Raw genomic sequence first — 25,215 nt, forward strand, 5'->3', positions numbered from 1 at the left:
GAACTCAATAGTGTGCCAAAGTTTGTTGATACCGATTTTTTATGAATTGGTTGAATTGCCGGGCCATGTCACCCCCGTGGTGTGGTCTGGTGTTTTTGGCTGGTTTCAAATTTTGTGCAGCCTGGTTCCGCGTTATTTCCGTGGGGCCTGGTTGTGTCTGTTTGTTTTCAACGGAGAGTTTGATCCTGGCTCAGGATGAACGCTGGCGGCGTGCTTAACACATGCAAGTCGAACGATGATCCGGTGCTTGCGCCGGGGATTAGTGGCGAACGGGTGAGTAACACGTGAGTAACCTGCCCTTGACTCTGGGATAAGCCTGGGAAACTGGGTCTAATACCGGATATGACTCCTCATCGCATGGTGGGGGGTGGAAAGCTTTTGTGGTTTTGGATGGACTCGCGGCCTATCAGCTTGTTGGTGAGGTAATGGCTCACCAAGGCGACGACGGGTAGCCGGCCTGAGAGGGTGACCGGCCACACTGGGACTGAGACACGGCCCAGACTCCTACGGGAGGCAGCAGTGGGGAATATTGCACAATGGGCGGAAGCCTGATGCAGCGACGCCGCGTGAGGGATGACGGCCTTCGGGTTGTAAACCTCTTTCAGTAGGGAAGAAGCGAAAGTGACGGTACCTGCAGAAGAAGCGCCGGCTAACTACGTGCCAGCAGCCGCGGTAATACGTAGGGCGCAAGCGTTATCCGGAATTATTGGGCGTAAAGAGCTCGTAGGCGGTTTGTCGCGTCTGCCGTGAAAGTCCGGGGCTCAACTCCGGATCTGCGGTGGGTACGGGCAGACTAGAGTGATGTAGGGGAGACTGGAATTCCTGGTGTAGCGGTGAAATGCGCAGATATCAGGAGGAACACCGATGGCGAAGGCAGGTCTCTGGGCATTAACTGACGCTGAGGAGCGAAAGCATGGGGAGCGAACAGGATTAGATACCCTGGTAGTCCATGCCGTAAACGTTGGGCACTAGGTGTGGGGGACATTCCACGTTTTCCGCGCCGTAGCTAACGCATTAAGTGCCCCGCCTGGGGAGTACGGCCGCAAGGCTAAAACTCAAAGGAATTGACGGGGGCCCGCACAAGCGGCGGAGCATGCGGATTAATTCGATGCAACGCGAAGAACCTTACCAAGGCTTGACATGGACCGGACCGCCGCAGAAATGTGGTTTCTCCTTTTGGGGCCGGTTCACAGGTGGTGCATGGTTGTCGTCAGCTCGTGTCGTGAGATGTTGGGTTAAGTCCCGCAACGAGCGCAACCCTCGTTCCATGTTGCCAGCACGTAGTGGTGGGGACTCATGGGAGACTGCCGGGGTCAACTCGGAGGAAGGTGGGGACGACGTCAAATCATCATGCCCCTTATGTCTTGGGCTTCACGCATGCTACAATGGCCGGTACAAAGGGTTGCGATACTGTGAGGTGGAGCTAATCCCAAAAAGCCGGTCTCAGTTCGGATTGGGGTCTGCAACTCGACCCCATGAAGTCGGAGTCGCTAGTAATCGCAGATCAGCAACGCTGCGGTGAATACGTTCCCGGGCCTTGTACACACCGCCCGTCAAGTCACGAAAGTTGGTAACACCCGAAGCCGGTGGCCTAACCCCTTGTGGGAGGGAGCCGTCGAAGGTGGGACTGGCGATTGGGACTAAGTCGTAACAAGGTAGCCGTACCGGAAGGTGCGGCTGGATCACCTCCTTTCTAAGGAGCACCTACAACACTGTTTCCTGGACGTATGTGCCGGGGGTGGGTGTTGTCAGGAGTAAAGGCCCGCAGCACAAACGGATGTTTTGTGGCGGGTGCTCATGGGTGGAATATCAACGGATAGCGGCTGCGTGGTTTTTGTCCTGGTTCAGTACGGTCGGGTTCCCTTTGGGGGGTCTGTCCTGGAACGGCGGGGGCGGGGGTTGCGTGGTTTAGTGTTTGGCACACTGTTGGGTCCTGAGGCAACAGGACCGGGGAGGGTAACTCTTTTCCGGGACGTTTGTTTCTGGTTTCCTGGCTGCACCGATCACACGGTTGTCTGCGCTGTTGGCGCGGGGTGTGTGGGGTGTGTGGTACGGGGTTGTTGTTTGAGAACTACATAGTGGACGCGAGCATCTTTTATAAGAAGCAATTTCCAAGATATTTGAACCTGGATCTGGCTGCGCTGGTGGTGCCCTTTGGGGTGTTGTTGGTGTGGTTGGTTTCTGTGGTTCTCTCGAGAAAATGTTTTTGATCTTTTGTGGTCAAGTTTTAAGAGCACACGGTGGATGCCTTGGCATTAGGAGCCGAAGAAGGACGTAGGAATCTGCGATAAGCCTGGGGGAGTCGATAACCGGACTGTGATCCCAGGGTGTCCGAATGGGGAAACCCCGCCAGACGCGCGAGTGATCTGGTGACCCGCATCTGAACACATAGGGTGCGTGGAGGGAACGCGGGGAAGTGAAACATCTCAGTACCCGCAGGAAGAGAAAACAACAGTGATTCCGTTAGTAGTGGCGAGCGAACGCGGATCAGGCTAAACCGTTTCCATGTGTGATAGCCGGCGGGCGTTGCATGGGCGGGGTTGTGGGACTTGTTGTCCTGGTTCTGCCGGACCGGGGAGGTGTGAGTGCTGGTATAGGTGAACGGTCTTGAAAGGCCGGCCGTAGAGGGTGTGAGCCCCGTAACCGTAATGCTGTGCGCCGCCTTTGATGAGTATCCCAAGTAGCACGGGGCCCGAGAAATCCCGTGTGAATCTGTCAGGACCACCTGATAAGCCTAAATACTCCCTAATGACCGATAGCGGACCAGTACCGTGAGGGAAAGGTGAAAAGTACCCCGGGAGGGGAGTGAAACAGTACCTGAAACCGTGTGCTTACAATCCGTCGGAGCAGCCTTGTAGTTGTGACGGCGTGCCTTTTGAAGAATGAGCCTGCGAGTTAGTGTTACGTCGCGAGGTTAACCCGTGTGGGGAAGCCGTAGCGAAAGCGAGTCTGAACAGGGCGTTGCAGTGGCGTGATCTAGACCCGAAGCGAAGTGATCTACCCATGGCCAGGTTGAAGCGACGGTAAGACGTCGTGGAGGACCGAACCCACTTCAGTTGAAAATGGAGGGGATGAGCTGTGGGTAGGGGTGAAAGGCCAATCAAACTTCGTGATAGCTGGTTCTCCCCGAAATGCATTTAGGTGCAGCGTTGCGTGTTTCTTTCCGGAGGTAGAGCTACTGGATGGCTAATGGGCCCTACAAGGTTACTGACGTCAGCCAAACTCCGAATGCCGGTAAGTGAGAGCGCAGCAGTGAGACTGTGGGGGATAAGCTTCATAGTCGAGAGGGAAACAGCCCAGACCACCAACTAAGGCCCCTAAGCGTGTGCTAAGTGGGAAAGGATGTGGAGTTGCGAAGACAACCAGGAGGTTGGCTTAGAAGCAGCCATCCTTAAAGAGTGCGTAATAGCTCACTGGTCAAGTGATTCCGCGCCGACAATGTAGCGGGGCTCAAGTACACCGCCGAAGTTGTGGCATTCACATATTTTCCAAGCCTTTGTGGTTCAGGAGTGTGGATGGGTAGGGGAGCGTCGTGTGGGCGGTGAAGTCGCGGTGTAAACCAGCGGTGGAGCCTACACGAGTGAGAATGCAGGCATGAGTAGCGAAAGACGGGTGAGAAACCCGTCCGCCGGATGATCAAGGGTTCCAGGGTCAAGCTAATCTGCCCTGGGTAAGTCGGGACCTAAGGCGAGGCCGACAGGCGTAGTCGATGGACAACGGGTTGATATTCCCGTACCGGCGAAAAACCGCCCATGTTGAACAGGGGATACTAACCGCCCGAAACCTGCCCGACGCCCCTTGTGGGTGAAGGGTTTTGGTGGAGCGCGGGACCTGATCCTGGGAGGCAAGCGTATTAACAGGTGTGACGCAGGAAGGTAGCCGAGCCGGGCGATGGTTGTCCCGGTCCAAGGATGTAGGGCGAACGGTAGGCAAATCCGCTGTTCATGTGCCTGAGATCTGACGGGACTCCCGTAAAGGGGGGATTCGGTGATCCTATGCTGCCTAGAAAAGCATCGGCGCGAGGTTTTAGCCGCCCGTACCCCAAACCGACACAGGTGATCAGGTAGAGAATACTAAGGCGATCGAGAGAATTATGGTTAGGAACTCGGCAAAATGCCCCCGTAACTTCGGGAGAAGGGGGCCCAACCTTGAACACCACTTGCTGGTGGGAGGGGATCGGGGCCGCAGAGACCAGGGGGAAGCGACTGTTTACTAAAACACAGGTCCGTGCGAAGTCGCAAGACGATGTATACGGACTGACTCCTGCCCGGTGCTGGAAGGTTAAGAGGACCGGTTAGCCTCACGGCGAAGCTGGAATTTAAGCCCCAGTAAACGGCGGTGGTAACTATAACCATCCTAAGGTAGCGAAATTCCTTGTCGGGTAAGTTCCGACCTGCACGAATGGAGTAACGACTTCCCCGCTGTCTCAACCATAAACTCGGCGAAATTGCAGTACGAGTAAAGATGCTCGTTACGCGCAGCAGGACGGAAAGACCCCGAGACCTTTACTATAGTTTGGTATTGGTGTTCGGAGTGGCTTGTGTAGGATAGGTGGGAGACGTTGAAGCCCGGACGCCAGTTCGGGTGGAGTCATCGTTGAAATACCACTCTGGTCACTTTGGACATCTAACTTCGGCCCGTAATCCGGGTCAGGGACAGTGCCTGATGGGTAGTTTAACTGGGGCGGTTGCCTCCTAAAAAGTAACGGAGGCGCCCAAAGGTTCCCTCAGCCTGGTTGGCAATCAGGTGTCGAGTGTAAGTGCACAAGGGAGCTTGACTGTGAGAGAGACATCTCGAGCAGGGACGAAAGTCGGGACTAGTGATCCGGCGGTACATTGTGGAATGGCCGTCGCTCAACGGATAAAAGGTACCTCGGGGATAACAGGCTGATCTTGCCCAAGAGTCCATATCGACGGCATGGTTTGGCACCTCGATGTCGGCTCGTCGCATCCTGGGGCTGGAGTAGGTCCCAAGGGTTGGGCTGTTCGCCCATTAAAGCGGTACGCGAGCTGGGTTTAGAACGTCGTGAGACAGTTCGGTCCCTATCCGCTGCGCGCGCAGGAAATTTGAGAAGGGCTGTCCTTAGTACGAGAGGACCGGGACGGACGAACCTCTGGTGTGTCAGTTGTACTGCCAAGTGCACCGCTGATTAGCTACGTTCGGATGGGATAACCGCTGAAAGCATCTAAGCGGGAAGCTCGCTTCGAGATGAGATTTCCATACACCTTGTGTGTGAGAGGCCCCCAGCCAGACCACTGGGTTGATAGGCCGGATGTGGAAGCGAGGACTAACGACTCGTGAAGCTGACCGGTACTAATAGGCCAACAACTTACACCACACAAGAATCAATGCATGCTTGCGTCCACTATGTGGTTCCCAACCAACAAACCCGCCCACGGGTTTCACGGGAACCAAGATAACTGAATACAACACCACAGTTGTAACACCACAGATTTCCCACACCAGGGCCCATCGCCCCACGGTGCCGGGAGCAAGGGTTACGGCGGTCATAGCGTGGGGGAAACGCCCGGTCCCATTCCGAACCCGGAAGCTAAGACCCACAGCGCCGATGGTACTGCACCCGGGAGGGTGTGGGAGAGTAGGTCACCGCCGGACAACCATTAGAGAAAAAACGGTCGAGAGCCCCAACCACACGGTCGGGGCTCTCCCGCATTTAAGCTGACCTGGCATAAGTCATCCGGGGCGGGGCCGCAGCAGCCAGGGACCGGTGTCTCGTCAACCATCAGGCGCCAATGGCCAGCGAGGAACCCTGATGGAGGCCCCATTCGACTGGAAATCCTCGAAATACCGGTGATTTAGGTCAAAAAGTCGCGGAAACACGCGGAATTTGTCCCCCTCAGGGGTGCAAGCTGGTAAGTTTTCGAACAGTGGCTTGCACGCACGCCGCATGCAGGATCCAGAATCAAAAGCGTCCAGGAGGACATACATGGCTAAGAACCGTAGTGAACTTGTTTCCGAGGTAGCAGGCAAGGCCGGCACCAGCCAGGCAGCCGTCAACTCCGTGCTCGATGCACTGTTCGAGGTTTTCGAATCTTCTGTCGCCGCCGGCGAGAAGATCACCATCCCGGGCTGGCTCGCAGTTGAGCGCACCGACCGTGCAGCCCGCACTGGCCGCAACCCGCAGACCGGCGAGACCATCCAGATCGCCGCAGGCCACAGCGTCAAGCTGACCGCTGGCTCCAAGCTGAAGGCCGCTGTCTCCAAGAAGTAGTCTTTACCCAGCCCAGAGGAGCGGCACCCCGTGCGGGTGCCGCTCCTCTTGCTTTAACCCCGGATCCGGCAAACCCCCGATTCGCCGCCTTGGCGACGGTAGCGGACAATGGATAGGTGCCCTCAGCAGCAAAACCCCTGACTCCGCAACCCGCACCCGATTCGGGCACGCGGGCCACTGACAGTGCCTTCGGCATTCAGCGGACCTGGCAGCTGGCCGGGCTCGGTGCCCTCTTCCTGGGACTGGTGGCCGCGTTGCTCTTCTCCGGTGCCGCAGCCGCCCGCGAGGTTTCCGACCCCGGTGCGCTGGTCCGGTGGGGCCTGCCGGTCAGCAAGGCCATCCACAACGTCTCCCTGGCAACGGTAATCGGCGGGCTCATCTTCGCCGCAGGCATCCTGCCGCACAGACTCGGTGACGCGCGCTCGAAGGACGCCGATGTTCCCGAGCACCCGGCCTTCACCCGCGCCTTGGCCATTGCGGCTGCAGCAGGCGTGGCGTGGACGCTGTCCGCCATCGCCGTCCTGGTGCTGACATACTCCGACGTGGCGGGCCAGGGCATCTCCGGGGATGCCGAATTCACCCGTGCCCTCGTGTACTTCATGACTGACATTGAAACCGGGCGCGCCTGGCTGGCAGTCACGATCATCGCCGCCGTCGTGACAACCGCCCTCTTCGGCGTGCGGTCGCTGACGGGTCTCGCGTTCACGCTGCTGCTGGCGCTGATCGGTCTAATTCCCACCGCCCTGATCGGCCACTCCGCCAGCTCCAGCGACCACGAGGGCGCCATCAACTCGCTGGGCCTGCACCTGGTGGGCGTCAGCGTCTGGGTGGGCGGCATCATCCTGCTCGCCCTCCTCTCCGGCAGCCTCGCGCCTCGAAGCCTGGCCCGCAACGTGGCCCGCAGCGGCCAGGTGTCCCAGCCGGGCGGCCAGGACATCACCGAACCGGTCCTCCGCCGGTTCTCCTCGCTCGCCGGTTTCGCCTTCGCGCTGGTCTTCGCATCCGGTGTCATCAATGCCAGCATCCGCGTGACCAGCTGGACTGCCCTGTTCGACTCGGCCTACGGGCAGCTGATCCTGGCGAAGTCGGCCGCCACACTGGTACTGGGCGGAATCGGCTTCATGCACCGGCAGTGGGTCATCCCGCAGCTGGCCCGGGCCGGGGCGTCCCTGTCCGCACGCCGGGTCCTCTGGCAGCTGATCCTCATCGAACTCCTCATCATGGGCGCCACGTCCGGCATCGCCGTCGCGCTGGGCCGTTCAGCGCCCCCGGAGCCCACCACCTACGCCGCGGATGCATCCCCGGCCTTCATCCTCTCGGGCTACGAGCTGCCGCCGGAACTGACGCCCGAACGCTGGTTCACCGAATGGCGTCTGGACTGGCTCTGGATCGCCGTCGGGATCTTCGGCCTCGTGTCTTACCTCCTGGGCGTGGCCAAGGTCCGCGCACGAGGCGACAAGTGGGCCTGGTTCCGCACCACGAACTGGATCATCGGCGTCCTGGTGCTGACCTACATCACGTCGGGACCGCCGTCGGTATACGGCCGCGTACTGTTCTCGGCGCACATGGTGGACCACATGGCCCTCACCATGGTGGCCCCGATCTTCCTGGTGCTCGGCGCCCCCGTGACGCTGGCGCTCCGGGCGCTTCCGGCGAGGAAGGACGGGTCCCGCGGCCTCCGGGAATGGCTCCTGCTGTTCGTACACTCGAAGTTCTCGCAGGTGGTCACCCACCCGCTGTTCGCGGCGGCCAACTTCGCCGGCTCCATCGTGCTGTTCTACTACTCGGACGCCTTCAGCCTCGCGATGCGGGAACACGTGGGCCACGAGCTGATGAACCTGCACTTTGCCCTGACGGGCTACATCTTCGTGCTCAGTATGATCGGCACCGACCCGCTGCCGCGCCGCGCGCCGTACCCCCTGCGGCTTCTGCTCCTGCTCGCCACCATGGGCTTCCACGCCTTCTTCGGCGTGTCCATCATGGGCGGCACCAACCTGCTGGCCGCGGACTACTTCGGCAACCTAGGCCGCACCTGGGGGGCCTCTGCCCTGCTGGACCAGCAGATGGGCGGCGCCGTGGCCTGGGGCATCGGCGAAGTGCCCACAGTGCTGGTGGCGATCGGCGTCGCCATCATGTGGTCAAGGTCCGACGAACGCGAAACTCGGCGCACCGACCGGGCGGCCGACAGGAATAACGACGCCGATCTCACCGCTTACAACGATATGTTTGCCAAATTGGCTGAACGCGACGCCAAGCTGGCTGAACGCAACTCAAAGCTGGAAGGACGCTGATGAGCGAAACCGTACGCACCCACCTCCGGGTCCGCGCCTCCGAACTGGTGGGCCGCAACTGGCTGAACACCGGTGGCAAGTCCCTGGACCTGGAAGCCCTGCGCGGCAAGATCGTGCTCCTCGACTTCTGGACCTTCTGCTGCATCAACTGCCTCCACGTGCTGGACGAGCTCCGGCCCCTGGAGGAAAAGTACTCCGACGTCCTGGTCACCGTGGGCGTACATTCCCCGAAGTTCGAGCACGAGGCCGATCCTGTCGCGCTGGCCGCCGCCGTGGAGCGCTACGAGATCCACCACCCGGTCCTTGACGACCCCGAGCTGGAAACCTGGAAGGCCTACACGGCCCGCGCCTGGCCCACACTGGTGGTCATCGACCCCGAGGGCTATATCGTGGCGCACCTGTCGGGCGAAGGCCACGCTGACGGCCTGGGCGTGCTCATTCCCGAGCTGATCGCAGAGCACGAGGCCCGCGGCACCCTGCACCGCGGCAGCGGCCCCTATGTGGCCCCGGAGCCGACGTCGGGAACCCTGCGGTTCCCGGGCAAGGCCCTCTACCTTCCGTCCGGCCGGGGTTCAGCGTCCGACGCCGGTGCTGCCGCCAGCACCGCGTCCGACGCCGGCACTTGGCTGGTCACCGACACCGGCCATCACCGCGTTCTGGAGCTCGGCACCGACTTCCACACCGTGCTAAACACGTACGGTTCCGGGGAGAAGGGGCACGCCGACGGTGCCGCCGGCACCGCCCGGTTCAACGAACCCCAGGGTCTTGTCCTGCTGCCGGAAGACGTGGCAGCGAAGACGGGCTACGACGTCGTAATTGCCGACTCCGTCAACCACCGCCTGCGGGGACTGTCGCTCGCAGACGGAACCGTCACCACCCTGGTCGGGAGCGGCGTGCAGCGGCTCCTTGAGACCGGCCCCGCCCGCGTGGACGAGGACGCGGCCGGCTTCACCGGACGGCTGGGCGACCACCCACTGGATGTTGCCCTCAGCTCGCCGTGGGACGTCGTCTGGTCCAGCAAGCTGAACGCCGTGGTGATCGCCATGGCCGGCGTGCACCAGATCTTCAGCTACGAACCGCTCACCGGGGATGTCTCGATCGTTGCCGGCAACGGGCTGGAAGGCCTGCTCGACGGCGCCGCCCACGAGTCATGGTTCGCGCAGCCGTCCGGTGTGGCCGAGGACGCCGACGGAAACATCTGGGTGGCCGACTCCGAGACCTCCGCCCTGCGCAAGCTGGTGATCGACGACGACGGAACCGTCACCGTTGAATCCGCCGTGGGTAAGGGACTCTTCGACTTCGGCTTCCGTGACGGCGAGGCGTCCGAGGCGCGCCTGCAGCACCCGCTGGGCGTCACCGTGCTGCCGGACGGCTCCGTGGCGATCGCCGACACCTACAACGGTGCTGTGCGCCGCTACGACCCGGCCGCCGGAACCGTGTCCACGCTGGCGCGGGGCCTGGCCGAGCCGTCCGACGTGATCGTCGACCATACCCACACGGCCGGCTCCGAGCCGCTGCTGGTGGTGGTCGAGGCGAACAAGCACCAGCTCGTGTACGTGCCCATCCCCAAGGAAGCGCAGCAGGTGGACGAGGGTGCCGCCCAGACGCACCGGCCCAAGAGCCCTGTGGCGCCGGGCCTGCTGGAGCTTACGGTCCGCTTCACGGCGCCCACCGGCCAGAAGCTCGATGACCGCTGGGGCGACCCCACCCAGCTGAAGATCTCCTCCACCCCGCCTGAGCTGCTGGTGTCCGGCGGCGGGACCTCCGTGGGCCTGCTCCGTACGCTCGAGCTGGCCTCCGACGTTCCGGAGGGCGTGCTGCACATTACGGCCCGTGCAGCTGCCTGCGACGGCCCGGAAACCGAGGACGGCGAGATCCCGGACCACGCCGCGTGCCACCTCTACCAGCAGGACTGGGGCATCCCCGTGGTGCTGCAGGCCGACGGCGACACGGATCTGGTGCTGGACCTCCGCGGCATGGACTGAGGTCCCCCTAAGGCTCCGCACGGCTGAAGCGGCCCGGTTTTCCGCCCTTGTGACGCGAAAGCCGGGCCGCCGTCGTTGGATCGGGTCCAAAACTGGGCCTGCCCGGCCACCGGGGAACAGCGGTTGTTCACATAGAACATATAACGCCGCACACGGGGGCCCTGCGGCAGGCAGGGTGGAGGTGTGGATCCCGCGTACATCATCAAATCCGCTGGCGGAGTGCTGCTGACGCGGGACGTGCTGGCCAGGGGTGCCTCAGAGGTAAGTATTCGCCGTGCAGTCCGGGGCGGTGCGGTCTTGCGGCTTGAGCGCGGGCTGCTTGCCGTGGCCGGAGCGGACCCTGAACTGGTGGCGGCGGGACGTGTGCGTGGCCTCCTGACTTGCATTTCAGCCGCTCCGAGGTTCGGTCTGTGGCAGCTCCGTCCGGCAACGCAGCCCCATTACTGGCACAGCAACGGCCGGGCAGCAGACGGTTGCGTCAGTCACCGACTTGCCCTGACGCAACCGAGACGCCACGGAACCGTCGCCCCGCTACCAGACGTTCTGCTCCAATCCCTGCTCTGCCTGCCGCCTCTGGAATCGCTGGTGATGGTGGAGTGCGCATACAACCGCGGAGACATCGACCCCACATTTTTGCGCGGGCATCTCACCGGTAACCGCTGCGGGAAGGCCAGGGACGTACTGGCAAGGGTGGAACGGGGCTCCGATTCACTCTTGGAGACTCTGGCCCGCGTTCTGTTCCGTGAGGCGGGGATCGCCACCGAGGCCCAGGTCTGGCTCGATGGGATCGGAACCGTGGACTTCCTGCTGGAAGGCTTCCTCATCGTGGAACTCGACGGAGTCGCCTTCCACCTCGAGTCGCGACAGTTCAAGAAGGACCGGCGGCGGGACAATGCCGCCGCCGTGCGGGGACTGCCGGTCCTTCGCTTCTTCTATGACGACGTCGTTCACGCGCCGGAAGCGATGTTGGCGCAGGTGCGGGAGGTCCTAGCCCGTGGTTCATCACGCTGGCCGCAGCCGGACCAGCCCGGTTTCGGGCCGTACACGCGGTTGCTGAGGCCGTAATGATGGGGGACTGGCCGGTGAAGATGGGCCAGCCCAGCCGACCGCGGAGGGCAGGGCCTAGAAGGTGAGCAGCGGCGTGACCTTGATGGTGTCGCCGTCGATGTCCAAACGGGTTGTGAAGCTGAAGTCGTGCTCCTCGTCCAGCGGCGAGACGGCTCCGGTGAACAGGTCGATCTGCTGGGCGGTGATCTTGGCCTTGCCGTCCAGCGGCGCCACCACCCACTTGCCGTCAAACGGTTCGATGGTGATCTTCGGGTACTCGGTGATGCTCCACTTGATGGTCCCGTCCACCACACGGTTGTTGGTCACGTGGTAGAACGGGCAGTCGGGCTGGAGCCGCTGCTGCTGGCCGGCTTCCGCCGCGCACTTGTCGAGGAATTCCTTGACCCGGGCGGATACCGCCTGGTTCAGCTCGTCCGTTGCATGCGTCAGCAGGTTCAGCGGCGCGGCGGGGGCCTCCCGCCCGGAGACCGTGGCCCGGGTGGGCGGAGCCGCGAAGTACTGGCCGTTGAGGGACGCCTCGTACTCACCCGGGTAGAACACCGAGAAGCTGTTGTGGCCGCCGGGCATGTTCACCGGCACGCCGTTCATTGTTGCCTCGCTGGAGTTGACCACCGTCACGTCCACGGTGGGCAGTGTGGTGGGCACGAAAGACCATTTGTGGAAGAACAGCCATTCGGTGCCGGTGCTCTCCAGCAGGAACTCGGTGTGCAGCTGGCTGCCGTCGATGGTGTAGTCCATCGGCACCATCACCCGGTTGCCGCCGCGCGCAACTGCGGCGCCGAGCTTGACGTTCGTGATCCGCGACGCCGACGTCTGCAGGGCCGTTCCGTCGAGCATGGAGGGGTCCGCGTCCGGCACCGACGCGCGGAGCAGGCCCAGCGCCCGCTCGCCTTCGCCGTGCTGCAGGGCCTCAAGATATTCGCGCACGGGCTGCTGCGGACTGGCCACGGAAGAGTTGACCAGATTGACCGAAATGATGGCGCCAACGATGGCAAGCATGAGGCCCAGCAGCCATCCGGCCGCCGTCTTCACCAACGCTTGACTCATTTGCACGCACCCCACGTTACCTGCAACGCCAGGCAACTCTGGAGTAGGGGCGGTCCCCGTGACGCTCAGCCAGGGTGCAGGAATGTCCGACGGCGGGGGCTCACCGGCCGCTTCCGGCGCTGCCTTCCGCTAGCGGCGGCGCCGGGACGAGGTGCCGAAAACGCCCCGCAGGAGCTCCCGGCCCAGCTGCGTTCCCATGGACCGCGCCATGCTTTTCAGGCCGCTGCCAAGGACCCCGCCGAGGGCGCCGGTGATGTCGTCCATCATGCCGCCGGACGGGGGAGCCTGGCGCCTGGCCGGGGGACCGGGCATGCTGTCGGGCTGCCGGGTACTGGGCTGGCTGTGCGGCTGCCTGCTGCTGGGACGGCCGAGGATCTCCTCCTCGATGCACCGGGCTTCGTCGTCGATGGCTGTTGGGTCAGGACTGCTGGGAACGAACACTTCGGGCGACGGCACCGGGGGCTGCCCGGGTGCCGCAGCGCCCGTAGGCGCGCCGGTCTTGCCTGTCAGCTTCTCGTACGCTGAGACGTTGTCCACCGCAGTGCCGTACTTCGCGAGCAGCGCCGATCCCGCCACGGTGCTCCTGACCAGGTCGGGGCTGCTGGGACCCATGACGGATTCCGGTGCCCGCAGCCGGGTGAGGGCGACCGGCGTCGGGGCGCCTCTCTCGCTCATGACCGTGATGACGGCCTCGCCGATGCCCGCGGACGTCAGGGTTTCCTCGAGGTCGTAGTCGCTGACCGGGAATGTGGAGACGGTGGCCTTGAGGGCCTTCGCGTCCTCGGGTGTGAACGCCCGGAGGGCGTGCTGGACGCGGTTGGCCAGCTGCCCGAGGACGTCCGCAGGAACATCCTTCGGGGTCTGCGTGACGAAGAAGATGCCCACGCCCTTGGAGCGGATCAGGCGGACGGTGGTGGTGATGGCCTCCAGGAAGGCCTTGGACGCATCGCTGAAGAGCAGGTGTGCCTCGTCCAGGAAGAACACGAGCTTGGGTTTGTCGAGGTCGCCGGCTTCGGGGAGGTCCTCGAACAGGTCGGCGAGTAGCCACATAAGGAACGTGGAGAAGACCATCGGCTTGGTCTGCAGCGTGGGCAGCTCCAGGCAGCTGATGACACCGCGCCCGTCAGGTGCCGTCCGGAGCAGCTCGGCAGTGTCGAACTCGGGTTCGCCGAAGAACCGCTCCATGCCCTGCGCCTCGAGGGTCACCAGCTCACGGAGGATGACGCCTGCGGTGGCCTTGGACAGGCCGCCCAGTTCCTTGAGCGCCTCCTTGCCCTCGTCGGAGATGAGGAACTGGATGACGGCGCGCAGGTCCTTCAGGTCCACCAGCTCGAGGTTGTTCTTGTCCGCGAAGTGGAACACGAGCTGGAGGCTTGATTCCTGGGTGTCGTTCAGCTCGAGGACGCGGGACAGCAGGATGGGCCCGAACGAGGTAATCGTGGCGCGGACCGGGACGCCGTCGCCGTCCCCGCCGAGGGCCAGGAACTCCACCGGAAACGTCTTCCCGGACCATGCCTGCCCGATGCTCTCGGTTCGCTTGGCCAGCTTGTCGCTGCCGGCGGCAGCCGTGGCGAGCCCGGAGAGGTCGCCCTTGATGTCGGCCAGGAAAACGGGCACGCCGGCTGTTGAGAGCTGCTCGGCCATCATGTGCAGGGTGACGGTCTTGCCCGTGCCGGTGGCGCCCGCCACCAGCCCGTGCCGGTTCATCATGGACAGGGGCAGCCGGACCGGAGCGTCCTTGTGCAGTTCGCCGTCGACGATGGCGGCGCCCAGCTCGATGGTGGCACCCTCGAGGGCATATCCCTTTTGGATGGTGGCTACTTTATCTGCGGTGGACTTGTTGGCCATGCCGCCAGCATAGCGGGAGGTCAATGGGCGGGATATGTGGACAGCGTCACCGGCGCGAAAGAAATAACCCGGGCTCCGCCGTCGTTGTTCCCAACGTGCCGGACCCCCGCGGGCCCGGCAGCCGCAGACCCCGACGAAAGGCCATCCTGCCGTGACTGTTCCCCTCTCCATCCTCGACCTGGCAACCATCGGCAAGGGCCAGACGGCGGCGGAGAGCTTTGCCGGGAGCGTCGCCATGGCACAGCTGGCGGAAAAGCTCGGCTACCGGCGCGTCTGGTACGCCGAGCACCACAACATGTCCTCCATTGCGTCGTCAGCCACGTCTGTGCTGATCGCCCACGTTGCCGCGCACACCCAAAGCATCAGACTGGGCGCCGGCGGGGTCATGCTGCCCAACCATTCCCCGCTCACCATCGCCGAGCAGTTCGGCACGCTCGAGACGCTGCATCCCGGCCGGATCGACCTGGGCCTCGGCCGTGCGCCCGGCAGCGACCAGAACACCATGCGCGCCCTGCGCCGTGACCCGCATTCGGCCGACACCTTTCCGCAGGACGTCCTGGAGCTCCAGGGCTACCTCACCGGGCCTACCCGCGTGCAGGGCGTGGAGGCTACGCCGGGCAGGGGAACCAACGTGCCCCTCTACATCCTGGGCTCCTCCCTGTTTGGGGCCCGGCTCGCCGCCCAGCTGGGGCTGCCGTACGCCTTCGCCTCCCACTTCGCGCCGAATGCGCTGCAGGACGCCGTCGCCGTATACCGCCGGGAGTTCAAGCCGTCGGAGCAGCTGTCCGCGCCGCACGTCATCGCCGGCGTCAACGTGGTGGCTGCCGATGCTGCCTCGGACGCCCAGGAGATCCTGCGCGCCACGATGCGGGCACGCGTCTCCCTGTTCTTCGGCGGCGGCCGGCAATTCACCGACGACGAAGCGGACATGATTCTGGACTCCCCGCAGGGACAGCATGTGTCGCAGATGATGAAGTACTCAGCCGTGGGCACCCCGGACGTCGTGCTGGATTACCTGGACGGCTTTGCCCGGCACGCCGACGCCGACGAGCTCATCGTGGCGCACCAGAGCACCGGAACCGCAGAGCGGCTGCGCTCGGTGGAGCTCCTTGCAGAGGTAGCCGGCCTGGTGAGCGTCTGAGCCAAGGCCCCAATTTTCAACTGATATCTGTTGACTCCGCCGGAGGCGGAACCTAGCTTTAAGGGCGCAAGGGTCTCAAATACAAACACTTGTTGCCGGCTGGGTTGAATGTAGCGGTCTCAAATCACTACCGACCCAGGCCGCCATCTTAAATGCCTGGGGAAAAAATTGAAGATCAAGTCCACGGCCGCGGCCGTTCTCACGACCTGCCTAATGGTCAGCGGGCTGATTGCCGGAGCTGCTGCTCCGGCGTCGGCCGCGGGCACCACGTACTATGTCAGCGCCGCCGGCAGTGACAGCAACTCCGGCACGGCCAGCACCTCGGCATGGGAGACGCTGTCAAAGGTCAACCAGGCGGTTCTCAAGCCCGGCGACACGGTCAGGTTCCGCCGCGGCGACACCTTCAGCGGCGGCATCGTCACCGCTCAAAGCGGAACCTCCGCCGCCCCCATCACGCTGAACAGCTACGGCACGGGCAACGCCCCCATCGTCACCGGCGGAAAATCCGGAAACTGCATCAGGATCAACGGCAACTACACCATTCTTGAGGGCTTCCGCGCCGTGACCTGCGGCTACGCCGGAGTCAGCGTCACCGGAGACCGCAATACGGTGCGGAACACCAGCGCCTCGTACAACGCCGTGGGGCTGAAGGTCGGAACCGGCTCCGACTTCGGCAAATACACGGGAAATTCGCTTACCAACAACAACGTGATGAATGTAAATACGCCGGGCAGTAATTGCGGGACATCGGCCGCAGTGAATTGCAGCGATGATTCGGGGGCTTTTGGCGTACTGATTAACGGCAGCGATAACGAGTTTTCCGGCAACACCGTCAGCGGGTCCACCGGCAAGTCCTATGACTACAACCAGGACGGCGGTGCGTTCGAGATCTACAACGGCAACCGGAACAACATTCACCACAATGTGTCGCTGGACAACAACAACTTCTCCGAACTGGGAAAGTCCTCGGGCACGGCGGACGGCAACACGTTCCGGTACAACCTCATCCGCTCAACCTGCGGCGCCAACTGCTCCGAGGCCAAGGGCCTGATTGCCCGCGGAAACGGAACGTCGTTCGGTCCCTCCAACGGCACCGTCTTTGAGTTCAACACGGTCTACCTGACCGGCGCGCAGTCGCAGGCGATCGTGTGCCACGCGACCTGCCCTGCGTCGACGGTCATCCGCGCCAACATCCTGGTGGGCGTCAGGAACTCCCTGTGGATCAACGGTTCCGGCTGGACCGAGAAGCAGAATGTCCTGAACGGCCCCGTCAACGTCACCCCGAACAGCACGTCGACGACGGCGCCGGTCCGGTTCGCGAGTGCTCCGGCGGACCTGCGCCTGACGGGCACCAGTCCTGCCATCGACAGGGCCGGCACCACGACCTACACGGTGGACCTTCTGAAGGCCCCCGCCGTGCAGAACGGGGACTGCGCCGGAACGGCCGCTGCTGATGCCGGGGCCTACGAATACGATTCGCCCAACTGCTGACCGGCGGCGCGCAAGGGCAGGGCCCGCAAAGTAACACGAACGCAATAACCGGGATATTCAGGGGAAACGGCTGCGCCGGACACTTTAGGTGTCCAAGTCCGATTGGGGATCATCCGAAGGATTGCCGCGCATGCCCACTCCGCTCAACCAGACGGTGGCCGATTCCGCACTACTGACCAAATCCCTTCCGTTGGGCCTGCTGCGGGCCTTCGTCCAGTCGGAGGCGGCCGACGACGGGCTCACGCCCCAGCTGCTCGGCGAACTGAAGATCCTGGCCCGGACGCCGGGGCTGCTCGTCGCCTGCAATTACGGCGGAACCCTGTGCGCCGCCGAGGGCATCTCCACGGAGACGCTGCCGCTGGGCAGCGCGGCCATCGCCCTCCGGGCCCTGGCAGCCTTGCCCAACACGCACGCTGCGGTCATCTCCGGCCGGTCCCTGCGTGACCTCGCCGCCGTCTCCAGGCTTCCCGCCGAAGTCCACCTGGTGGGCTCGCACGGTGCGGAGTTCGACATGGGGTTCGCGCACGGACTGTCCCTCGCCACCGAGTCGGTGCTGCAGCAGGCCAACCAGGCCCTGCTCGAAGCGGTGGGCGCCTACAAGGGAATCAGCATCGAACGAAAGCCCGTTGCCGTCTCTGTCCACACCCGGTCCGCCGCCCCGGACGTTGTGGCCCGGTGTGCCAGGAAGGCGGAGGAAGTTGCCCGGGCCCTCGGGCTCTTCTTCATTGTGGACGGCTCTGTCCTGGACCTCTCCGTGCTGCAGCCCTCCAAAGCCGATGCCCTGGACCACCTGAGGGCCCGCCTGGGGGTGAGCGCCGCCCTGTACGCCGGGGACGCGGTGAGCGACGAACTGGCCATGGCCACACTCCGCGGTCCGGACATGGGGCTGTGGGTAGGGGACATGCCATCTGAGACCAAACACCGGCTGAAGGATCCGGAATCATTCGCACGTGTGCTCGGCATCCTCTTCGAGCTGCGCCGGGCCTGGCTTTTCGGCGAGGACGCCGTGGGCCTGGAGCGGCATTCCATGATCGGGAACGGCTCCTCCACCGCGTTGGTGACGCCGGAGGCCAAGATCTGCTGGATGAGCCATCCCCTGCCGGACTCGGGCTCGCTCTTTGCCCACATCCTGGGCGGCGACGCCGCCGGGCACTTCTCGGTGGAACCAATCAAGGCATCGCGGGTTCTTGGCCAGCGGTACGTGGACAGCACCATGATCGTGGAAACGCGGTGGGCGGACGTCACCGTCACCGATTATCTTGAGCCCGCCCCGGAAGGCATCACCAGCCTGGTCCGGGTGCTGTCAGGCACCGGGGCGGCCCGGATCGTCTTCGCACCCCGGCCCGACTACGCCAATGCGCCCTTCAGCATGGAGGCCCGCGGCAGCGAGCTCCACGTGGTCGGCACCTCCGACCCCATCATCCTGCTGGCGCCGGACGTCACGTTTGCCATCACTTCGGACGGGCGGCACGCAACAGCCACCGCCGAGGTTAATCTGCAGCACGGACCGGTGGTCCTCAACCTCAGGTGCGGCGATACGGAGCCCCAGCACGCTGACGGGACCGGTGAAGCGGACCGCAGGGCCGCCGTCGCGCATCATTCCCGGCGCTGGGTACAGGGCCTGAGCCTGCCGTCCGTCAAGCCGTCCCTCGTGCGGCGCTCGGCACTGGTGCTGCGCGCGCTGGTCCATGAGCCCACCGGCGCGGTGCTTGCGGCCCCTACCACGTCCCTTCCGGAGGGCATCGGCGGCACCCGCAACTGGGATTACCGCTACTGCTGGCTGCGCGACGGATCCATGACCGTCAACGCCCTGGTGGACCTGGGATCAACGGCGGAGGCCGACGGTTTCCTCAGCTGGCTGACCGGGATCCTGGCGAACGCCCCCGGGCCGGAATGGCTGCATCCGCTGTATTCCGTCACCGGTGCCCCGCTGTCCACGGAGGCCATCATCGAGAGCCTTCCCGGATACGCGGGTTCGCGTCCCGTGCGGATCGGCAACGCCGCGGACCACCAGGTCCAGCTCGATGTCTTTGGCCCGATTGCGGAGCTGATCCACGGGCTGAGCGAGTCCAGACGTTCGCTGGCTGACGGGCACTGGGAGCTGCTGGTCCAGATGGCCAGCGCCGTGCTGGCGCGGTGGCACGAACCGGACCACGGCATCTGGGAGGCGCGGCGCGCGCCGAGGCACCATGTCTACACCAAGGTGATGTGCTGGGTGACCCTGGACCGGGCCCTGCGCGCGGCCGCCCGGCATGGCCGCAGCCCCGACCCTGCCTGGGCGGACACGGCCGCCACCATCCGGGACGAGGTGCTCCGTGAGGGATGGGACCACACCGCCGCGTCCTACACCGTCGCCTACGACAGCCCGGACCTCGACGCCGCTGTGCTGCACATAGGACTGTCCGGACTGCTCGACGTCAGCGACCAGAGATTCCTGGACACCGTCGCGGCCGTGGAGCGGGAACTCCGGGTGGGACCCACGGTTTTCCGGTACAGGTACGACGACGGCCTGCCGGGCCTGGAGGGCGGCTTCCACATCTGCACCACCTGGCTGATCGAGGCGTACGTGGCGGTGGGCCGGATCGCCGACGCCTGGGACCTCTTCGACCAGCTGGTCAACCTGTTTGGCCCCACGGGGCTGCTTCCGGAGGAGTACGATCCGGGCACCGAGACGCATCTGGGGAACCACCCGCAGGCGTATTCACACCTCGGGTTCATCCGCTGCGCCCGGCTCCTGGATGGGCACCAGCGGAGCTGAACCTAAGCTCGGGCGGCAGCGAAGATGGCCGGCGCCGGTCTCTCACCGGTGGCCAGGTCCGCGAGGATCCGGCCCACCACCGGCGTGAACTTGAAACCGTGGCCCGCGAAGCCCGCCCCGATAACCACGGGGCCGATCCGGTCAAGCACGAAGTTGTGGTCCGGGGCGGTGGTGTAGGTGCAGCTGATGTCGGTCATGGCGTCGGCGTCCACGCCGGGCAGCCAGTCCCTCGCGTACTGCTGCAGGGCTGCGCGCTGGCGCGGCTCGGGCAGGTAGGACCGCCGGTCCGGATCCACCACGGGCCCCACTCCGTGCCAGCCCGCCTTGACGCCTTCGCCGGGGGTCAGCATGCCGTACACGGGGGAGTAGAAACCCGCATAGTCCCCGTCCTCGCCCGGGAAGTGGTTGAAGCCCGGCCAGATGGCGCCGTCGTCGGTGATGCCGAAGTGGGCAGGCTGCTCCTGGGTGACGGTCAGCCGCGGGATGGCGACTGAGCCTGCGAGCAGCTTGGAGGTCCAGCCACCTGCGGTGACCACCACCTGCCGGGCGGTGAGCACCTCGGTGCGTCCGCCGTCGTCCACGGTGAGCCGGACGCCGTCGTCGAGTATGTCCAGCCCCACAACCTTCACGCCGTGCCGGATGGCCGCGCCGTTGCCTGCCGCGAGCCGCTGGAACGCCGGAAGGGCGGCCTCGGGGTTGAGCTGGCCGGCGTCGGGCATGTGCAGCACCTGCTGGTCGAAGCGGATGCCGCGCCAGCGCTCGCCGGCTTCGGCGAGCGGGATGAAGTCCGCGCGCAGGCCGGCGCTGCCCAGGGCCGCGTGGATCTCACCGAGGCGGGGGCCGGGGCCGTGATTGACGACGCCGGTGCGCGCCAGCAGTTGCTCGCCGCTCTCGTCTTCGAGTTCGGCCCAGAGTTTCAGCGTTTCGGCCAGCATGGCTATGTACTCGGGCTCGGCGTAGGCAAGGCTCAGGTTCCGGGTGGCGCCGTGCGAGGCACCCTTGTGGTGGCCGGGCGTGAACTGCTCGAGCAGGGTCACGTCCCGGCCGCGGGCGGCCAGCGCCCATGCGGCAGCGGAACCCATGGCTCCGCCTCCGATGATCACGGTGTCCAGGGTGGTGTTCAAGGTTCCTCCAAATCGGGCGGCAGCCGCGGAGCGGTCAGGCACGGGGCTTTGGGATGGGCGGCAGTTATGCCAGAAGCAGGGCCACACCGATCATCGCAGGCACGGCCACGATGGTGGTGATCAGGACGGTGTCCTTCGCGACCGTGAGCCCGGCCTTGTACCGGCTGGCGGCGACAAACACATTCTGCGCGGTGGGCAGGGCGGACGTCACCACCACGGCGAACAGCGCCGGGCCGTCCAGCCCGAGGGCGAAGCGCGCAAAGAGATAGGCGATTGCCGGGTGGACGAAGAGCTTGAAGCCGCTGGCCAGCAGGGCATCGGTCCTCCGGCCGGCGGCCGCCTGCAGCGGCTTCGACCCGTTCAGGCTCATGCCGAAGGCCATCAGCATGGCAGGAATTGCGGCGCCGCCGATCAGGTGGATGGGCTCCAGCAGCAGCGCCGGGACCTGAAATCCCGTTCCCGCGACCAGCAGGCCAAGCGCCGAACCGACGATCATCGGGTTCTTCAGGATCAGCATCACGAACCGCAGCGGCGTGGTCCGGTGCGAGCTCGTGGTGGCATCGAGGGCCATGAGGAACATCGGCGTGAAAAACGCCAGCTGGAAGATCAGCAGGGGAGCGACATGGCTGGCGTCGCCGAGGACGTACACGGCAATCGGGATGCCCAGGTTCGCGGAGTTGGCCAGCGAGGAGCTCATGGACGACATTAGCGATTCCGGAATGCTGCGCTTGAGCAGGAACCTGACGATGACAAAGAACAGTGCCGCGGTGGTGACGGCGCCGACAGCCGCCACGAGCAGCGGGGCGGCGAAAACGTCGCGCAGGCTCGCCCGGCTCAGGGTCTCGAAGAGCAGCGCGGGACTGGCCACGAAGAAGGTCAGCCCGCTCAGGACCTGCCGGGCATTTTCGCCCAGGATCTTGCGCCTGCCCACGAACATGCCCACCAGGATGATGGACCACACCACGAAAAAGCCTGCCAGGACGCCTAGCACGGGGTAGCCGTCGGGGGCAGGCTGAGGCAGGGGGTGGCATCCACCATCCCAGCCTAATCAGATTTATTCAGCCACGGTTCACGTTGTGGCAGGGATCTCGCTGTGAGCCTGGATTAGCTGAGCGCCGCGTTGTTGAGCGCGAACGGCGGCCGCAGCAGCCCCGGGGTGAGACCCTCGGCGGGGTCATTGCCCAGCTGGATGATGCGGTTGTCCTTGTCCACGTGGACAACCTTGGGCTGGTAGGCCTTGGCTTCGTCGGTGGTCATCTGCGCGTAGGTGATCAGAATGACGGTGTCGTTCTCGTGCACCAGGTGGGCTGCCGGGCCGTTGATCCCGATGACGCCGGAGCCGCGCTCGCCCGCGATGGTGTAGGTCTCGAGGCGGGCGCCGTTGGTGACATCCACAATGGCCACGAGCTCGCCGGGCAGGATGTCGGCAGCGTCGAGCAGGTCCAGGTCAACGGTGACCGAACCCACGTAGTGCAGGTCCGCGTGCGTGACAGTGGCCCGGTGGATTTTGGACTTAAACATTGTGCGATTCATAACGTCAACAGTCTAGCGCCGGGGTCAACGCTTGGCTGTGAGCCAGGGAACACCCCGCTACACGGCTTCGCCGCCTGTTGTTGTGGTTGCGGGGGTTGCCGCCGGGGCGCCGGAGGCGTCCGCTCCGGTGTCGATTTCCTGGGCGGCCGCAATGGAGGCGGCAGTGGAGGCAAGGATCTCCCGGGCCGCGAGGATGGCGGGCCGCTGCGCACCGGAGCGCCGCACGGAGGTGAAGACCGTCCGCCTCGGCTTGCCGGGAAGGTCCAGCAGCTTGGCCGTGGTGCCCCGGCCGGTCCACACCAGATCCGGCATCAGGGCGACGGCGTTTCCGGACTCGATCAGGCGGATCTGGGCCTGCAGGTCGGCTGTTTCAAAGCGGACGTCCGGCTCGAAGCCGGCGCTCCGGCAAGCTTGTTCGGCCCAGTGCCGCGACGCCGCGCCGCGCGGCTCCATCACCCAGGGCATTTCCGCGGTGTCTGCGAGTGACTCGACGTTCGCCCTGCCCGGGGCGGGCGGCGGCACTGCGAGGCGGATGGCGTCCCCGGTGAGACGTACACGGTCCAGTTCGGGGTAGCGGGGCGCCGCGTGGCCGGGGTACTGCTCGGCGATGACCAGGTCGAAGTCGCGCGCCCACGTCTCATGCAGCGCCGTCTCGGGTTCGCGCTGCGTCATCTCGATCCGGACCTCGGGGTAGGTCGCGGCGAGGCGGGTCAGTGCGTCCGGCATCAGTGCCAGGGCTGCGGACTGGAAGACGGCGATCCGTACCGTGCCCGAGACGGTGGTCAGGGAGGCGGCCAGATCCGCCTCGGCCTGCTCGAGGGTTTCCAGCAGGTGGGCTGTGTGCGCCACGAGAACCTCGGCCTGCGGGGTGAGCTGCACGCGGCGGCCGGTTTTTCTGAGCAGTTCCACCCCCACTTCCTTCTCAAGCAGGGCCAATTGTTGCGAAACTGAGGATGGACTGTACTGCAGGGCTGCTGCCACCTCGGCGAGCGTGCCCCGGATCTTCAGCTCGCGGAGCAGCCTCAATCGGCGGACATCAAGCATGGACTGTTCCTTGGATTGCACAAATGAATAGTCGGACTAATGAATACTGGTTAGAAGTATGCACTTTATCTAATGCAACACTGCTTGCATACTGAACAGATTGAGTTACCCCCATCACAGGGCGAAATGATGGGGCCGCACCTACGCAGGAGTCCCGATGAGTACAACAGATCCCTCGCAGTCAATCCTGAGGCGCAAGCCCATTGACGACATCGAAGTAGAGAACAAGCACAGCGGCCTATTCAAGTCCCTCGGGCTGTGGCAGTTGACCGCCATCGGCGTCGGCGGCATCATCGGCGTCGGCATCTTTTCGCTGGCAGGCCTTGTGGCGCACGGCAGCGCGGACACCCCCGGCGTCGGCCCCGCGGTGCTGATTTCCTTCCTGATTGCGGGCCTGGCCTCGGCTGCCGCGGCCCTGTCTTACGCAGAATTCGCCGGCATGATTCCCCGTGCCGGCTCTGCGTACACCTACGGCTACGTGGCCCTGGGCGAAATCATCGGCTGGTTCATCGGCTGGGACCTGCTGCTGGAGTACATCGCGATCGTGGCCGTGGTGGCCATCGGCATCTCCGGCTACTTTGACGCCTTCCTGTCCGGCATCGGGATCCACATGCCCGCCTGGATGACGTCCACCGTGGACGAGGGCAAGGGCGGCATCATCAACATCCCCGCCATCCTCGTCTGTCTGCTGGTCACCTGGATCCTCTCCCGCGGCACCAAGACCTTCGGCCGGTTTGAGCTGATCGCCGTGGCCATCAAGGTTGTCCTGATCCTGTTCATCATCGGGTTGGGCGTCTTCTACATCAACACCCAGAACTTCACCCCGTTCATGCCCAGCGGCTTTGGCCCCGTCGTGGCCGGCTCGGCCACCGTGTTCTTCGCCGTGTTCGGGTACGACGCCATGAGTACCGCGGCTGAAGAGGCAACCGACGGCAAGAAGCACATGCCCAAGGCCATCGTTCTGTCCCTCATCATCGCCATGCTGCTCTACGTAGCCGCCACCCTTGTGCTTACCGGCATGCAGAACTACAAGGACATCGATCCTGCCGCCGGTTTCGCCTCGGCGTTCCAGGGCGTCGGCCTTCCCGTTATCGCCACCATCATCTCGGTGTTCGCCGTGCTGTCCATCCTCACCGTGATGCTCACCTTCCTCCTCGGCGTCACCCGCGTGTGGTTCTCCATGAGCCGCGACGGGCTCCTCCCCGGCTGGTTCTCGAAGACCGACCGGCACGGCACCCCGCAACGCGTGACCTGGATCGGCGGCATTGCCTCGGCGCTGCTGGCCGGCGTGTTCCCGATCAAAGCCGTCGCCGACCTCACCAACATCGGCATCCTCGCCGCGTTCGTGGTGGTGTGTGTTTCCGTGATCATCTTCCGCTACACCAAGCCGGAGGCGCCGCGCACCTTCCGCCTGCCGCTGATGCCCGTGGTTCCCGCCTTCGGTGTCCTCGCCTCAGGATTCCTGATGTTCCAGCTGCACTGGGAGACCTGGCTGCGGTTCCTCATCTGGCTCGTGATCGGCCTGGTCATTTACTTCGGCTACGGCAAGCGGCACTCCCTGATGAACCCGAACAGCCCGCGGCACGGCGAAGCCGTGGAGATGCACACGCCCGTGTAGCCCCTCGCCTTCGGCGCCATAACGACGAACCCTCC

Annotated in this window: 14 protein-coding genes and 3 rRNA genes; 11 read left to right on the forward strand and 6 right to left on the reverse strand. The window is 64.4% G+C overall.

All coding sequences use genetic code 11. From position 1 onward, the window contains the following. Positions 1-167 precede the first annotated feature (167 nt). The 7 genes from R5O87_RS15155 to R5O87_RS15185 all read left to right on the forward strand — a co-directional run bounded on the left by R5O87_RS15155 (position 168) and on the right by R5O87_RS15185 (position 11,573). Positions 168-1,693, forward strand: a 16S ribosomal RNA gene (locus tag R5O87_RS15155). A 524-nt stretch (positions 1,694-2,217) separates the two neighbouring features. Then, positions 2,218-5,339 (forward strand): 23S ribosomal RNA (locus R5O87_RS15160). A 160-nt stretch (positions 5,340-5,499) separates the two neighbouring features. Then, a 5S ribosomal RNA gene (gene rrf, locus R5O87_RS15165) occupies positions 5,500-5,616 on the forward strand. The 16S, 23S and 5S rRNA genes sit together here, the layout of an rRNA operon. Positions 5,617-5,947: 331 nt before the next feature. Then, entirely contained in the window at positions 5,948-6,232 is a 285-nt protein-coding gene (locus tag R5O87_RS15170) for an HU family DNA-binding protein (protein ID WP_003803320.1), read from the forward strand. Positions 6,233-6,348: 116 nt separating this feature from the next. Continuing rightward, entirely contained in the window at positions 6,349-8,523 is a 2,175-nt protein-coding gene (locus R5O87_RS15175) for a cytochrome c oxidase assembly protein (RefSeq protein WP_410556192.1), read from the forward strand. Next, entirely contained in the window at positions 8,523-10,508 is a 1,986-nt protein-coding gene (locus R5O87_RS15180) for an NHL domain-containing thioredoxin family protein (RefSeq protein ID WP_410556193.1), read from the forward strand. Before R5O87_RS15175 ends, R5O87_RS15180 begins: the two co-directional genes overlap by 1 nt. Before the next feature lie 588 nt (positions 10,509-11,096). Continuing rightward, positions 11,097-11,573, forward strand: coding sequence for an endonuclease domain-containing protein (locus R5O87_RS15185; protein WP_410556195.1), 477 nt, complete (start codon positions 11,097-11,099; stop codon positions 11,571-11,573). A 57-nt stretch (positions 11,574-11,630) separates the two neighbouring features. Here R5O87_RS15185 and R5O87_RS15190 read toward each other — a convergent pair whose 3' ends face one another. Continuing rightward, complete coding sequence (locus R5O87_RS15190; RefSeq protein WP_410556196.1) at positions 11,631-12,623, reverse strand: hypothetical protein; 993 nt, start codon at positions 12,621-12,623, stop codon at positions 11,631-11,633. 129 nt (positions 12,624-12,752) lie between these two features. After that, positions 12,753-14,471, reverse strand: a complete 1,719-nt coding sequence (locus R5O87_RS15195) for a helicase HerA-like domain-containing protein (protein ID WP_410556197.1) — start codon at positions 14,469-14,471, stop codon at positions 12,753-12,755. A 151-nt stretch (positions 14,472-14,622) separates the two neighbouring features. On the opposite strand from R5O87_RS15195, the gene R5O87_RS15200 reads away from it, so the two are divergent. The 3 genes from R5O87_RS15200 to R5O87_RS15210 all read left to right on the forward strand — a co-directional run bounded on the left by R5O87_RS15200 (position 14,623) and on the right by R5O87_RS15210 (position 19,861). After that, positions 14,623-15,612, forward strand: coding sequence for an LLM class flavin-dependent oxidoreductase (locus R5O87_RS15200; protein WP_410556198.1), 990 nt, complete (start codon positions 14,623-14,625; stop codon positions 15,610-15,612). A gap of 168 nt (positions 15,613-15,780) precedes the next feature. After that, on the forward strand, positions 15,781-17,103 hold the full coding sequence (locus R5O87_RS15205; protein WP_410556199.1) for a right-handed parallel beta-helix repeat-containing protein: 1,323 nt from the start codon (positions 15,781-15,783) through the stop codon (positions 17,101-17,103). A gap of 130 nt (positions 17,104-17,233) precedes the next feature. Beyond that, positions 17,234-19,861, forward strand: a complete 2,628-nt coding sequence (locus tag R5O87_RS15210; protein ID WP_410556200.1) for a trehalase-like domain-containing protein — start codon at positions 17,234-17,236, stop codon at positions 19,859-19,861. Between the two features lie 2 nt (positions 19,862-19,863). Here R5O87_RS15210 and R5O87_RS15215 read toward each other — a convergent pair whose 3' ends face one another. The 4 genes from R5O87_RS15215 to R5O87_RS15230 form a co-directional block, all read right to left on the reverse strand. Further along, positions 19,864-20,985 carry an FAD-dependent oxidoreductase gene (locus tag R5O87_RS15215; RefSeq protein ID WP_410556201.1) on the reverse strand — a complete coding sequence of 374 codons (1,122 nt, stop codon included), beginning with the start codon at positions 20,983-20,985 and terminating at the stop codon, positions 19,864-19,866. Positions 20,986-21,049: 64 nt separating this feature from the next. After that, positions 21,050-21,976, reverse strand: a complete 927-nt coding sequence (locus R5O87_RS15220; RefSeq protein WP_410556202.1) for an AEC family transporter — start codon at positions 21,974-21,976, stop codon at positions 21,050-21,052. 113 nt (positions 21,977-22,089) lie between these two features. Continuing rightward, a complete protein-coding gene (gene panD / locus R5O87_RS15225; RefSeq protein WP_410556204.1) occupies positions 22,090-22,518 on the reverse strand; it encodes an aspartate 1-decarboxylase in 429 nt (142 codons plus the stop codon). Positions 22,519-22,575: 57 nt separating this feature from the next. Further along, on the reverse strand, positions 22,576-23,562 hold the full coding sequence (locus R5O87_RS15230) for a LysR substrate-binding domain-containing protein (protein ID WP_410556205.1): 987 nt from the start codon (positions 23,560-23,562) through the stop codon (positions 22,576-22,578). Positions 23,563-23,719: 157 nt separating this feature from the next. On the opposite strand from R5O87_RS15230, the gene R5O87_RS15235 reads away from it, so the two are divergent. Then, entirely contained in the window at positions 23,720-25,180 is a 1,461-nt protein-coding gene (locus R5O87_RS15235; protein ID WP_410556206.1) for an amino acid permease, read from the forward strand. The last annotated feature ends 35 nt before the right edge of the window (positions 25,181-25,215 follow it).

The organism is Arthrobacter globiformis, from assembly GCF_046536215.2.
GTDB lineage: Bacteria > Actinomycetota > Actinomycetes > Actinomycetales > Micrococcaceae > Arthrobacter > Arthrobacter globiformis_E.

Coding starts and splice junctions, on each gene's coding strand:
- R5O87_RS15170 (WP_003803320.1), top strand. CDS start 5,948: ATGGCTAAGAACCGTAGTGAACTTGTTTCCGAGGTAGCAGGCAAGGCC.
- R5O87_RS15180 (WP_410556193.1), top strand. CDS start 8,523: ATGAGCGAAACCGTACGCACCCACCTCCGGGTCCGCGCCTCCGAACTG.
- R5O87_RS15185 (WP_410556195.1), top strand. CDS start 11,097: ATGGTGGAGTGCGCATACAACCGCGGAGACATCGACCCCACATTTTTG.
- R5O87_RS15190 (WP_410556196.1), bottom strand. CDS start 12,623: ATGAGTCAAGCGTTGGTGAAGACGGCGGCCGGATGGCTGCTGGGCCTC.
- R5O87_RS15195 (WP_410556197.1), bottom strand. CDS start 14,471: ATGGCCAACAAGTCCACCGCAGATAAAGTAGCCACCATCCAAAAGGGA.
- R5O87_RS15210 (WP_410556200.1), top strand. CDS start 17,234: ATGCCCACTCCGCTCAACCAGACGGTGGCCGATTCCGCACTACTGACC.
- panD (WP_410556204.1), bottom strand. CDS start 22,518: ATGAATCGCACAATGTTTAAGTCCAAAATCCACCGGGCCACTGTCACG.
- R5O87_RS15230 (WP_410556205.1), bottom strand. CDS start 23,562: ATGCTTGATGTCCGCCGATTGAGGCTGCTCCGCGAGCTGAAGATCCGG.
- R5O87_RS15235 (WP_410556206.1), top strand. CDS start 23,720: ATGAGTACAACAGATCCCTCGCAGTCAATCCTGAGGCGCAAGCCCATT.